Here is a 9,664-nt window from a genome sequence, read left to right as displayed (position 1 = left end):
CACGCGGACGCGGCTTATCGTTCGCGGAAGCTGCTGCCGCAGCCGCCGCGCCAGTGATGGCGACCATGATGTTACTCCTCAGCCGGCCCTTGCCGGCGATTGATCCTCAGCCTTCGGAAACCGCCTCGGCGAGCTCGGCGATCAGCGCGCGGGTTCGGCTTTTCAGTTTGCCGTCCTCGACATGGTCGATGACCCCGTCCTTTCGAGCCTCGCAGACTTCGCCGACCAGACCGGCCGCGCCAGCGGCGATCTGATCCCAGTTCGTCTCGGTCTTCGTAATACCCACCATCCGCGCTCCGCCCGCCTCGGTGATCATGTCGATCGCTTCGGGCGGCAGGAACTTGCGGAGCGTGAGCAGTCCATGCACCGGCATCGCTGCGCCGGCGGCCCAGCTCTTCAGCGTGCTGGTCGGGATCCGGGATGCCGCGGAGAGGGCGGCGCGGGTTATCCGGCGCCCCTCGCCCACGAACATCGCGAACATTTCCACCTGCCGATCGGCGATATCCTGCGCGATGCCGTTTTCAGCAGACATGATCTCGCGCCTCCGCATCAGTTACACGATCGATATGAACAGGGATCAGACAATCGGACGCGGGAGCCGGGGGATGGGAAGCCCCCGCGTCCGTCTTCGCCGCACCGCGCGGACGAAGCTCGCAATTCTGGGAGGTGCAGTGCTGCGCCTCCGGATGCCACCCGCCGATCTCGCACCGGGCGCAATGCCCATGCAGGACCGCTCGGGCGGCAGACTCTCGATCGAGCAGGTTCATGCTGCCTGGGCCTCCTGCGCCGGCCGGCGACGAGGCGGCGTCGTTTGCATTAGCCACTCAGCAGTGACCGGGAGGTTCTTCTCGACCGCGAGAAGGATAACGCCCGGCCAGTATTCCGGCGGGATGCGATTGCGCGCTGCCCATGCCCGCACATTTACCGGAAGCGTCGCTACGTCGGGGGCTGCCGCAACTTTTGCGGCTCCGCCCAGCGCATCGATCAGCTCGCTATGATCGGTGAAGGTCGTCATGCACCCTCGCTATCATTCGTAGCGAGTTAACGCAACATGATTTGTAGCGTTGATGTATGCGATTTGCTCGGCGTGGAAGAACCCAACCTCGATTCGCCGGCGGAACGCCTCAAGTGGGCTCGCAAGCGCGCCGGCTTCGATGATGCCGCCCAGTTCGCGCGAGCCGCGAAGATCAACCCCACGACGTATCGAGCATATGAGAATGGGCAGAATGGGTTTGCCCGGCAGGCAACAATCTTCGCGCGCCTCAGCGGCGTCTCTGTCGAGTGGCTGCTCGGCGGCGGGTCCATGCCCGATACGGATCCGCCCGAGCCGCCCGCCCTCGGAGAGTTCGGAACACCGGAGATCCTCACCGATCGCTTCAACATCGAGCTCGTCCGACGGGTGGATATCCGATACGCGATGGGCGACGGGGCAATAGTCGAGGACTATCCGGACGCCGGCTTCATGCCGTTCGACCGCGACTTCCTCAAGGTCCTGACCCCTGCCAATCCTGCGCAGGTCTTCCTCGCTACTGGACACGGCGACAGCATGGAGCCGACGATCCGGCGCGACGCACTGGTGATGATCGACACCAGCCAGAACCGGATTGCCCAACAGGACATGATCTGGGCGCTTTCGTTCGCGGGCGCCGGCATGATCAAAAGGGTTCGCCGCCTGCCGCGGGACCGCTTTCTGATCCTGTCCGACAACCCTGCCGTCCCTCCTCAGGAAGCGGAAGCGGATGACCTGTACATCGTGGGCCGCGTCGTCTGGGCTGGCATGGGACTTTGAGCCCTCGCTCGCTCATGGGCCTCACGGGCACAGCGCTCGCCCTGGGATCGTGCAGCGGGCACGTCGAACCGGTCGAGCAGCCGAGATCGGATGAGGCGCGCGCGTTCATTGCCGGAGAGCAGAAGCCGGTAAAGATCGACGGCTTCGAAATCTGGTATGCGAATGGCGGTCGTGGCACGATTTCGTGCGGGACGATCGCTTCACCTAATCCGACCGTGACAGGCAATGCGCGCGTGCGGTTCCTCTATTTCTTCGACATGCATCAAGGGCAGCTCGAATATCATCAAGGCTGGCGATCGGCGGGCGGCGACATGGCCGTGATCGAGCAAAACCGAAAGACGTTCGACCAGCTCTGGCACGACGCATGCGCAGGTAACGCGCCTTTTTCTTGGCGGCGCAGCCTGGGCTTGGCCTGGTAGCTACCGGACAATCTGCGTTGCAGTGCGTTGCACTTTCGCGGCAACGCAGCCGACGCCGCGTGGCAGATGCCCGCCGATCCGGCCACGATGCTCCGATGGCCGGCCGGACCAGACGTGCGCGCACCCGGCATTCCGCAAATCAAATTAATAGCCATCTATCATATACTTATGCGTACAGCGGGTAAACGCAACGCAGTGCAACGCGCGGCAACGCCCCAGAAGCAGATACAGATATAGTTACGTTTGCTCCGCAAACGGCGGCTTCGCTCGCGCGAGCCTGTCGATTTGATCATCGCGCGCCAGCGCTACAAATCATATTGCGCGCTATGATTGATAGCGCTATGAAGGCTCCACAGCGACCTGATCTGCCGTAATTCGGCACGCAAGACGGTCGCTGGGGAGATGAACCTTGCACCAACCCTCATATCTCAAAGATCCGGACGCCCTGCAGGCGGTCGACGACTTCCGCGACGACGTGCTGGCGATCCGCGACATTACCCGGCCGATCGCCGGCATGGCGTTTGATGACCCGCGCCGCGCGCAGATCGGCGCCCGCGTCAACGAGCACATGGAAGGCATCGACCTGCGCGCCGCGCGCCTGGGCATGTCCGGCCTGGTGCTGTTCGAGTTGATCAACATGGCGATCGACGCCGAGCGCGTCCCGGCGGCGGCATGATCATGCTGCAGAACGGTGAGGCATACACTCCACCAAACAGCCGTGACGCCATTGCGGAGCGGCGCTTGCTCGATGCCGCCAAGACGGCGCTCTATTGCCTCCGATGCTTCGACGACGCCATCCATACGATGGGTCTGATGATCGGACGAGACTGCCCAGCGATCGCGCCGCTCGAGCGCGCCATTCAGGAAGCGGAAGCGCCAAGGTGCCGAGCGAAGAAATCCGGTCGCCGCCGCGCGAGTGAGCGCCCCAAGGACACCGCGCATTGGGGTGCCGTGTGGATCGCCGCCGATCGCCGTCAGCCGTTCAAGGTGGAGCATCCGCGCGAGATGCCGCGCCGCCGCCGCTGGTGGCCGCTGTGACTTTCCCTCGGCAGCCCGCCCAGCTGGTCATCACCCCGTCCAACCAAAGCCCTTGGGTCGGCTGGCCCAACTCGCCCGGCGATCGCTTCACCCGCGCCCAGGTAAGCGCGATGAAGCGCAACGGCATCGACCCGGAGACGCATGCCGTCTTCGTGACGGTGTTCCGCGAGGCGACCACGCGCGAGATGTACTGGCCGCGCGGCGACGCGCCGCCGGTGTTCCAGTTCGATTGCCCGGTGCTGTCGACCACCAGCGACGGCCGCCTGCGTGTGATCGCGCCGAGCGGCGACGTGAAGATCGTGCTGCGGAACGGCTGGGTGAAGGAGCCCAGCTACCTCAACCAGCACCTGCTCGACCGAAAGGACGCCTGATGCGCGACCACTTCCCCAAGGCCATGCTCGTCGTGGCCGCCCTGCTGGTCGCCAGCATGCTTATTCGGTGCGTCGACGCGGCGTACCAGCCCCATTCCCCCGAGGTGGCCTCCGCACACCCCTTCGTGGTCGCAAGCAGCGCACAAGCGCGCATCCTCGCTCCGGCCGCGGAGGCCGGCCGGAGCTCCTCATTCCAGGGAGACGTCCGTTGACCGACACCACCACTGCGCCGGCCGTCGCGTCGGCGGATGACCAGCTGTGCTCGCTGATCAGCGCCGCCGTCGCGCGCCGCATGACGCCTGACTTCATCGAGAAGGAGGTGCAGACCCGCGTCGACAAGCTGATCGTCGAAAGCGTCGACCGGGCGCTGCGCAGCTACAGCGACACCGGCAAGCTCATTGAGAAGGCGATCGAGGAAGCGCTGCGCGTCGATCGACTCGACCTTCCGTCCTACGGCGCCACCGTCGCCAGCATGTTGAAAACCCAGATCGAAGCGCGGGTAGCGCCCCTGATCGCCGGTCAGCTGGCAGCGGACATGGACGAGCTCCTGAACCTCGCGCCGAAGGAGGTGAAGCTCTCCGACATCGCCGCCTTTATGCTGAAGCCCTACGAGGACGATAACGAGTGGGGCAAGCACATCACCGTGCATGTCGAGTCGAAAAGCTATGGCGGCACTTGGATCAGCCTCGACGATGACCAGGCGCTGGAAGGACGCGACCTGTACAAGGCGAAGTTCCGCCTTCTCGTTGACAAAGATGGTCGCATCTCCGGGTTCTTCGTCGGCGGCCGCGAGGCTTCCACGAAGAGTTGGATCGGCAGCGCCTACGGCATCGAGCAGAAGCTCCGCGCCTACACCGCCTGCGGCACCAAGCTGATCATCGACGAGGATGCGGTGATCACGTCGGTGGGAGACTACTGATGCGCCAGCCGATCAACATCCCCACCGACGGCAGCGGCACCATGTTGCTGATGCCGGCGCGCGAAGGCACGTGCGAGGTCTGCGCGACTGCCCACAAGCCCGAGCTGCCGCACAACGCGCAGAGCCTTTTCTACCAGACGCGGTTCAGTATCGAGCACGGCCGGGCAGCGGATTGGCGCGACGCGATGGCGCACTGCTCCGACGAAATGCGCGCGCTCTGGACCGAGCAGCTGACCGCCCGCGGCGTCGACGTCGAAGGCGGCGCGATCAACCCCGCGAAAACGGCGAGGAAGGCGCGATGATCCCCTACACCTCACCCGAGGACATGGCCGCCTGGGCGCGCGCCACGATGCAGCGCCAGCCGGACTTCGTGATTGGCGCCCCCGCCTACCTGCGGCGCTGGTGGATCGTGCCGCGCAACGAGCGGCAGAATGTCTACCTGCACGAGATCCTGCGGGATGATGATGACCGGGCACTCCACGACCATCCTTGGTGGAACACGTCGTATGTGCTGATCGGCCGCTATCGCGAGATCACGCCCGATGGCACCTTCATCCGCGAGGCAGGTGACATCGTGCACCGGCCGGCCGAGGCGTTGCATAGGCTCGAGCTGATCGACGGCGCGCCCGCAGTCTCGCTGTTCTTCACCGGGCCCAAGGTCCGCGAGTGGGGCTTCGCCTGCCCGCAAGGTTGGGTGCACTGGAAGGACTTCACCGGCGGCGTGAACGGCGAGCTGGTCGGTCGCGGCTGCGGCGAGCATGATATGGCGGAGGCGGCGTGATGATCAGCATGCAGACCGCCGCCGACATGGCGATCGCCTATCGCGAGATCGAGGTAGCCGAGAAGCTGCTCGCCGAGATCAAGGAAGCTCTGGCGAAAGCCGAGGTTCCGGACATCCGTGACGTGTTTGGCCGGCAGCAGCGCGCGCTACAGCTTGGCGTGCCGAACAGCGACCGCGGGCATAGGCTCTTCCATGTGCCCTACGAAATCGCGATTCCAGTGCTGGAGGCGACGATTGCCAGCCATCGCGCAGCGCTGACCACGCTGAACCAGAAGGCGGCGTCGGAGCTCGCCAAGCCGGAAACCACTCGTGGCTGACCGTCGCGAGATCGTGCTGAAAGCACTGGGAAAGCGCATCGCCCGCCAAGGCGACATGGCGATCCGCGTCCACCGCAACACCATGCGCATCATAATGAAGCTGCTCGGCCAGGGCGACTGGGAGTTCGGGCAGGACAATTTCCGCGAAATCGATGCGCTCGCGCTCGACATGCTCCGGGATCTGGCCTGGCAGCGCGGGATATTCGGAGGCCGCATCCATGGCTGACCAGATCGACCAGGCGAACGACCTGAACGAGCAGCACCTCGAGCGCAGCCTGCGCGCGGCGCGGCAGCCGATCGCCGTGGGCGTGCCGGGCGAGTGCGATAACTGCGGCGACGACAGCCCCCGCCTCGTCGGAGGCCGCTGTGCACGGTGCCGAGACGGACGGCCTCGATGACGCCGCGGCAACTGCGAACGCTTGACCTGATACGCGAGGAGATCGCGCGGACGGGTTTGGCACCCACCTATCGGGAAATTGCTGCTCGATCTGGATTCTCTTCGCCTGGGCACGCTCATGATGCGGTCGAATTCCTCATCGAGGCGGGCCTCATTCGGAAAATCCCAGGGCGGCAGCGGGGCCTGATGATCGTCAACCAGCCGACCCTCGCTGCTGTGCCGACCCAAACCCTTCGAGACGAACTGGCGCGCCGGGAAGCCGCCGAGATGGAGTTGACCGATGCCCAACTTTAAGCCCGACCTCGTGATCTACCACGACCAGTGCGCGGATGGTTTCGGCGCGGCCTGGGCATGCTGGCAGCGCTGGGGCGACGCGTGCGAGTATGTGGCGGCGAACTATGGCCAGACGCCGCCCGATGTCACCGGCCGCCACGTCCTGATCGTCGACTTCAGCTACAAGAATGCCGTCCTGCAAGAGATGGCGCGGGCGGCCCGGTCGATTGTCGTCCTCGACCATCATAAGACCGCCAGGGAAGATCTGGAGCAGTTCGCGCGGTTCGAGGGCAAGCCGGAGCGGTTCACGCCAGCGGTAGTGGGCTTGATGGTCGGGGATCTGACCAAGGGCGGCTATCCGCCGATCGTCGCCTGCTTCGACATGGAACGGTCTGGCGCGCGGATGGCTTGGGAGTTTTGCCACGAGCGCCCGGCGCCCTACCTGATCACGCTGATCGAGGATCGGGACCTGTGGCGCTTCACCCTGCCCGACACCAAGCCATTCGGGCTGTGGCTTCGCGCCGAGCCGTTTAGTTTCGCCCGCTTCGACGAGATCGCCCACGACCTCGCGTACACGACGACTTGCCGGACCATCATGCGCGAGGCTGCCGCAATGCAGCGGTTCTTCGATGCGAAGGTGCAGGAGATTGCCTCCTTCGCGCGCCGGCAGCGCGTCGGCACCTTCGAGCCGATCGCGGTAAACTGCCCGCCGATGTTCGCGAGCGAGGTCGGTCACGCTCTGCTGGACGCCCACCCGGGCGCGCCGTTCGCCGCAACCTACTTCGACGGGGCGAACGCCCGCATGTGGAGCCTGCGCAGCCGGGACGATCGCGAGGACGTGTCCGCGATCGCGGCCAAGTTCGGCGGCGGTGGGCACCGCAACGCCGCTGGGTTCAGCGTGCCGCGATGACCCGGTTCGCTGCGAACACCGACGTATCGGCCAGCCGCTCGCGCGACGAGATCGAGCGGACCCTCACCCGCTACGGTGCCGATCAGTTCATGTACGGCTGGCAGGACGATGCCGCGATGGTCGCATTCCGCATGGTAGGCCGCCAAGTGCGCTTCGTGCTGCCGATGCCCAGCAAGGAAGAGAAGCGCTTCACGCACCACTCGCGCGGCCGGCGGACGCCGGATGCGGCACTGAAGGAGTGGGAGCAGGCTGTCCGGCAGCGGTGGCGCGCCCTGTCGCTGGTCATCAAGGCCAAGCTCGAGGCGGTGGAGAGCGGCATCAGCGAATTCGAGGACGAGTTCCTGGCGAACATCGTCATGCCGAACGGCTCGACGGCCGGCCAGTGGGTGCGGCCGCAGATCGCCATCGCCTATCGGACGAGCGAGATGCCGAAGATGCTGCCGGCTCTGTCCAGGCCGGCCGGGGACGAAGCATGAAACCAAGCGCCGCCCAGCTGCGCCAGCTCAGGCGAGACAACATGCGCCAACCCGCTGCACTCGCTCCGGTGCCTTGGCAGGAATGGCCGCCGGCGGGGGTCCATGAGGGCCGCCGGCTCAAGGTCTACCGATCGCGCGACTTCCTCGTGCAAGTCCACGAGGAGCCGGGCGGCATGATCCGCATGTCGGTGAACCGCACCACCTGGTGCGAACGCTCCGGCAGCTGGCGGGAGGACATCAGCTGGGACGACCTGCAGCGCCTGAAGCGCGAGGCCGGCTACGGCCAGCGCTGGGCGGTCGAAATCTATCCGGACGATCACGCCGTCGTGAACGTCGCCAACATGCGTCACCTGTGGCTGCTCACCGAGCCGCCCGTCTACGCCTGGGGAGTGAAGGGCTAATGAGACACCTATCTAGCCACCGCGCGGAAATGGACCGGATTCGTCGCCGCGGCCGAGCAGTCATGGGCATCATGCTCTTGATCATCATCGTCATCGCGATCGCCATCGGTTGGGTGCTCGCGCACCCGCGCCTGATCGGCGGCTATGCCCGGGAGGTGATCGCCGGCTTTTCGGAGAACAACCATGTCGGCAACTGAGGTAGACCGGGAAGCGGCGAACACCCGCTTGGCCAAAGAGGAAAACCGCATCGCATGGGTCGCCGAGGTGCTGCTCGATCGCATCCAGTGGTGCATCTGGGCTGATGCCACCCGCGAACAGGCGGTGGAAGTCATCGACGGCATCAACGAGATGACAGAGTTCGACGACAAGGCCGTCGCGATGGTCACCGTGCAGCGGGGCATCAGCAACCAGGACGCGCAGGACGTCATCGACACCCACTTCGCCACCCGCCACCGCACCGCATCCACAGCCGCGATGGCCGCTGAGATCCAGCGGTTGCGGGAAGATATGCGCAAGCAACGCGATACGCTGCTACGGGAACTCGTCCCGGGCGACAGCTTCACCGCTGGTCGCGTTAAGGGATTGAACGAAGCGCTCGACATTATCGCCGCCCCACCCAACGGGGATGGCCTCCACCCATTCACCGGGGCAGACTATGAGCGGATGCAGGATTGCCTTCGGGCGGCGTCCGCCACCACCAACCGGGTGGCTATGCTCGCGCCGGCCGAACAGTCTGCGCTGGCGGCGTCGATCGCGGAACTCGAAGCTTTCGAGCGCGACGGCACGCTGCTGGACGAGATCGAAAATTGGGCATCGTTCGGCGAAAGCGTGATGCTTTGCCTGCACGAGCTGAAGCGCCTTCGCGCCGCCGGCGCCGATCGACAAGCCGATAAGCGCGTGATCGCGCGGCTCGTGCAGGCAGCGGAGGCGATCGGCTTCCAGGCTGGGGTGGGAGAGCGCGAGACCGCGGGGGCCATCGTCTCCTATCTCGCGACGAGCCCAAACGAGATCGCCCCGTTCGTAGACGGCACCCTCTCGCCCATCGATTTTGCTGGCGACTGGATCTCAGGCGGCTGCTTATCGTGGCATGCGGCCGATGGCCGGGTTGTGCGCCCTGCGATCGATCCTAAGAACAAACCATGATCAGCATCCTCATCGCAGCCGCCCTGTCCGGCTCCGCCTTCACCTGCACCGTCACCCGCGTTTACGACGGGGATGGGCCGCTCTGGTGCGCCGAGGGGCCGAAGGTCCGCATTGCGGGGGTACAGGCGCCGGACTTCGAGGCTGCCGAGCCGTGCCGCCAGCGGCGCGCGGGGTACGTCTGCAGCGACGCGCGAGCCCGGGCAAGCCAGCGCGCCGTCTCCGCTCTGGTGCTGCGCCGCCGGCTGACCTGCCAGGCGCTCGAGCCAAGCTACAACCGCATCGTCGCCCGCTGCCGACTGCCGGATGGGCGGGATCTGTCCTGCGCGGTGATCGCCGCCGGCGCCGCGACGCGTTGGGACCGGTACTGGCGCCGATACAACATGGCCCCCTGCCCCGCCCCGCGCGGCGGCCGGGCGCAGCAACCTTGAAC

General features: G+C 65.7%; 21 protein-coding genes. 19 read left to right on the top strand and 2 right to left on the bottom strand.

The genetic code is table 11. From position 1 onward, the window contains the following. Nucleotides 1-106 precede the first annotated feature (106 nt). Together SAZ01S_RS08040 and SAZ01S_RS23585 are read right to left on the bottom strand one after the other, a co-directional pair. Entirely contained in the window at nucleotides 107-550 is a 444-nt protein-coding gene (locus tag SAZ01S_RS08040) for a hypothetical protein (protein ID WP_084581755.1), read from the bottom strand. 213 nt (nucleotides 551-763) lie between these two features. After that, complete coding sequence (locus SAZ01S_RS23585) at nucleotides 764-1,015, bottom strand: carph-isopro domain-containing protein (RefSeq protein WP_139809984.1); 252 nt, start codon at nucleotides 1,013-1,015, stop codon at nucleotides 764-766. Between the two features lie 72 nt (nucleotides 1,016-1,087). Here SAZ01S_RS23585 and SAZ01S_RS08035 point away from each other — a divergent pair, with 72 nt between their 5' ends. The 19 genes from SAZ01S_RS08035 to SAZ01S_RS07950 all read left to right on the top strand — a co-directional run bounded on the left by SAZ01S_RS08035 (nucleotide 1,088) and on the right by SAZ01S_RS07950 (nucleotide 9,662). Further along, nucleotides 1,088-1,789 (top strand): XRE family transcriptional regulator, encoded by a 702-nt coding sequence (locus tag SAZ01S_RS08035; protein WP_167693105.1) that lies wholly within the window; start codon nucleotides 1,088-1,090, stop codon nucleotides 1,787-1,789. 14 nt (nucleotides 1,790-1,803) lie between these two features. Further along, the gene (locus tag SAZ01S_RS08030; protein ID WP_084581753.1) at nucleotides 1,804-2,208 is read left to right on the top strand and encodes a hypothetical protein; all 405 of its coding nucleotides are present in this window, start codon (nucleotides 1,804-1,806) and stop codon (nucleotides 2,206-2,208) included. A gap of 409 nt (nucleotides 2,209-2,617) precedes the next feature. Further along, entirely contained in the window at nucleotides 2,618-2,884 is a 267-nt protein-coding gene (locus SAZ01S_RS08025; RefSeq protein ID WP_084581752.1) for a hypothetical protein, read from the top strand. After that, the gene (locus SAZ01S_RS08020) at nucleotides 2,881-3,246 is read left to right on the top strand and encodes a hypothetical protein (RefSeq protein ID WP_139809983.1); all 366 of its coding nucleotides are present in this window, start codon (nucleotides 2,881-2,883) and stop codon (nucleotides 3,244-3,246) included. The genes SAZ01S_RS08025 and SAZ01S_RS08020 overlap by 4 nt, the downstream gene beginning before the upstream one ends. Next, complete coding sequence (locus tag SAZ01S_RS08015; RefSeq protein ID WP_084581826.1) at nucleotides 3,243-3,617, top strand: hypothetical protein; 375 nt, start codon at nucleotides 3,243-3,245, stop codon at nucleotides 3,615-3,617. The genes SAZ01S_RS08020 and SAZ01S_RS08015 overlap by 4 nt, the downstream gene beginning before the upstream one ends. Further along, complete coding sequence (locus tag SAZ01S_RS08010) at nucleotides 3,617-3,829, top strand: hypothetical protein (protein ID WP_084581750.1); 213 nt, start codon at nucleotides 3,617-3,619, stop codon at nucleotides 3,827-3,829. The genes SAZ01S_RS08015 and SAZ01S_RS08010 overlap by 1 nt, the downstream gene beginning before the upstream one ends. Further along, complete coding sequence (locus SAZ01S_RS08005; protein ID WP_084581749.1) at nucleotides 3,826-4,536, top strand: hypothetical protein; 711 nt, start codon at nucleotides 3,826-3,828, stop codon at nucleotides 4,534-4,536. Before SAZ01S_RS08010 ends, SAZ01S_RS08005 begins: the two co-directional genes overlap by 4 nt. Further along, on the top strand, nucleotides 4,536-4,838 hold the full coding sequence (locus SAZ01S_RS08000) for a hypothetical protein (protein WP_084581748.1): 303 nt from the start codon (nucleotides 4,536-4,538) through the stop codon (nucleotides 4,836-4,838). Before SAZ01S_RS08005 ends, SAZ01S_RS08000 begins: the two co-directional genes overlap by 1 nt. Further along, nucleotides 4,835-5,317: a cupin domain-containing protein gene (locus SAZ01S_RS07995; protein ID WP_084581747.1), complete on the top strand. Its 483-nt coding sequence runs from the start codon at nucleotides 4,835-4,837 to the stop codon at nucleotides 5,315-5,317. Before SAZ01S_RS08000 ends, SAZ01S_RS07995 begins: the two co-directional genes overlap by 4 nt. 8 nt (nucleotides 5,318-5,325) lie before the next feature. After that, nucleotides 5,326-5,634, top strand: coding sequence for a hypothetical protein (locus SAZ01S_RS07990; protein ID WP_218018039.1), 309 nt, complete (start codon nucleotides 5,326-5,328; stop codon nucleotides 5,632-5,634). Next, a complete protein-coding gene (locus tag SAZ01S_RS07985) occupies nucleotides 5,627-5,860 on the top strand; it encodes a hypothetical protein (RefSeq protein WP_084581745.1) in 234 nt (77 codons plus the stop codon). Before SAZ01S_RS07990 ends, SAZ01S_RS07985 begins: the two co-directional genes overlap by 8 nt. Further along, entirely contained in the window at nucleotides 5,853-6,032 is a 180-nt protein-coding gene (locus SAZ01S_RS07980) for a TraR/DksA C4-type zinc finger protein (RefSeq protein ID WP_084581744.1), read from the top strand. The genes SAZ01S_RS07985 and SAZ01S_RS07980 overlap by 8 nt, the downstream gene beginning before the upstream one ends. After that, on the top strand, nucleotides 6,029-6,325 hold the full coding sequence (locus SAZ01S_RS07975; RefSeq protein WP_084581743.1) for a LexA family protein: 297 nt from the start codon (nucleotides 6,029-6,031) through the stop codon (nucleotides 6,323-6,325). Before SAZ01S_RS07980 ends, SAZ01S_RS07975 begins: the two co-directional genes overlap by 4 nt. Beyond that, nucleotides 6,312-7,214 carry a hypothetical protein gene (locus SAZ01S_RS07970; RefSeq protein WP_084581742.1) on the top strand — a complete coding sequence of 301 codons (903 nt, stop codon included), beginning with the start codon at nucleotides 6,312-6,314 and terminating at the stop codon, nucleotides 7,212-7,214. Before SAZ01S_RS07975 ends, SAZ01S_RS07970 begins: the two co-directional genes overlap by 14 nt. Next, a complete protein-coding gene (locus SAZ01S_RS07965) occupies nucleotides 7,211-7,690 on the top strand; it encodes a hypothetical protein (RefSeq protein WP_084581741.1) in 480 nt (159 codons plus the stop codon). The genes SAZ01S_RS07970 and SAZ01S_RS07965 overlap by 4 nt, the downstream gene beginning before the upstream one ends. A 41-nt stretch (nucleotides 7,691-7,731) precedes the next feature. Next, nucleotides 7,732-8,091, top strand: coding sequence for a DUF7694 domain-containing protein (locus SAZ01S_RS07960; protein WP_084581740.1), 360 nt, complete (start codon nucleotides 7,732-7,734; stop codon nucleotides 8,089-8,091). Nucleotides 8,092-8,153: 62 nt separating this feature from the next. After that, nucleotides 8,154-8,288 (top strand): hypothetical protein, encoded by a 135-nt coding sequence (locus SAZ01S_RS24565; protein ID WP_281252154.1) that lies wholly within the window; start codon nucleotides 8,154-8,156, stop codon nucleotides 8,286-8,288. Next, nucleotides 8,275-9,234, top strand: a complete 960-nt coding sequence (locus SAZ01S_RS07955) for a hypothetical protein (protein WP_139809982.1) — start codon at nucleotides 8,275-8,277, stop codon at nucleotides 9,232-9,234. Before SAZ01S_RS24565 ends, SAZ01S_RS07955 begins: the two co-directional genes overlap by 14 nt. Beyond that, nucleotides 9,231-9,662: a thermonuclease family protein gene (locus SAZ01S_RS07950; RefSeq protein ID WP_084581738.1), complete on the top strand. Its 432-nt coding sequence runs from the start codon at nucleotides 9,231-9,233 to the stop codon at nucleotides 9,660-9,662. The genes SAZ01S_RS07955 and SAZ01S_RS07950 overlap by 4 nt, the downstream gene beginning before the upstream one ends. Nucleotides 9,663-9,664 lie beyond the last annotated feature (2 nt).

The organism is Sphingomonas azotifigens NBRC 15497, assembly GCF_002091475.1.
GTDB lineage: Bacteria > Pseudomonadota > Alphaproteobacteria > Sphingomonadales > Sphingomonadaceae > Sphingomonas > Sphingomonas azotifigens.
Note: the sequence above shows the minus strand (reverse complement) of the source record. Positions and strands in the feature narration are given on the sequence as shown.

Bases quoted from the DNA above. Each gene is read 5' to 3' on its own strand.
- SAZ01S_RS07960 (WP_084581740.1), top strand. From the start codon at position 7,732: ATGCGCCAACCCGCTGCACTCGCTCCGGTGCCTTGGCAGGAATGGCCG.
- SAZ01S_RS08030 (WP_084581753.1), top strand. From the start codon at position 1,804: ATGGGCCTCACGGGCACAGCGCTCGCCCTGGGATCGTGCAGCGGGCAC.
- SAZ01S_RS08040 (WP_084581755.1), bottom strand. From the start codon at position 550: ATGCGGAGGCGCGAGATCATGTCTGCTGAAAACGGCATCGCGCAGGAT.
- SAZ01S_RS07980 (WP_084581744.1), top strand. From the start codon at position 5,853: ATGGCTGACCAGATCGACCAGGCGAACGACCTGAACGAGCAGCACCTC.
- SAZ01S_RS08020 (WP_139809983.1), top strand. From the start codon at position 2,881: ATGATCATGCTGCAGAACGGTGAGGCATACACTCCACCAAACAGCCGT.
- SAZ01S_RS07955 (WP_139809982.1), top strand. From the start codon at position 8,275: ATGTCGGCAACTGAGGTAGACCGGGAAGCGGCGAACACCCGCTTGGCC.
- SAZ01S_RS07950 (WP_084581738.1), top strand. From the start codon at position 9,231: ATGATCAGCATCCTCATCGCAGCCGCCCTGTCCGGCTCCGCCTTCACC.
- SAZ01S_RS07995 (WP_084581747.1), top strand. From the start codon at position 4,835: ATGATCCCCTACACCTCACCCGAGGACATGGCCGCCTGGGCGCGCGCC.
- SAZ01S_RS24565 (WP_281252154.1), top strand. From the start codon at position 8,154: ATGGGCATCATGCTCTTGATCATCATCGTCATCGCGATCGCCATCGGT.
- SAZ01S_RS07975 (WP_084581743.1), top strand. From the start codon at position 6,029: ATGACGCCGCGGCAACTGCGAACGCTTGACCTGATACGCGAGGAGATC.
- SAZ01S_RS07990 (WP_218018039.1), top strand. From the start codon at position 5,326: ATGCAGACCGCCGCCGACATGGCGATCGCCTATCGCGAGATCGAGGTA.
- SAZ01S_RS08000 (WP_084581748.1), top strand. From the start codon at position 4,536: ATGCGCCAGCCGATCAACATCCCCACCGACGGCAGCGGCACCATGTTG.
- SAZ01S_RS07965 (WP_084581741.1), top strand. From the start codon at position 7,211: ATGACCCGGTTCGCTGCGAACACCGACGTATCGGCCAGCCGCTCGCGC.
- SAZ01S_RS08010 (WP_084581750.1), top strand. From the start codon at position 3,617: ATGCGCGACCACTTCCCCAAGGCCATGCTCGTCGTGGCCGCCCTGCTG.
- SAZ01S_RS23585 (WP_139809984.1), bottom strand. From the start codon at position 1,015: ATGACGACCTTCACCGATCATAGCGAGCTGATCGATGCGCTGGGCGGA.
- SAZ01S_RS07970 (WP_084581742.1), top strand. From the start codon at position 6,312: ATGCCCAACTTTAAGCCCGACCTCGTGATCTACCACGACCAGTGCGCG.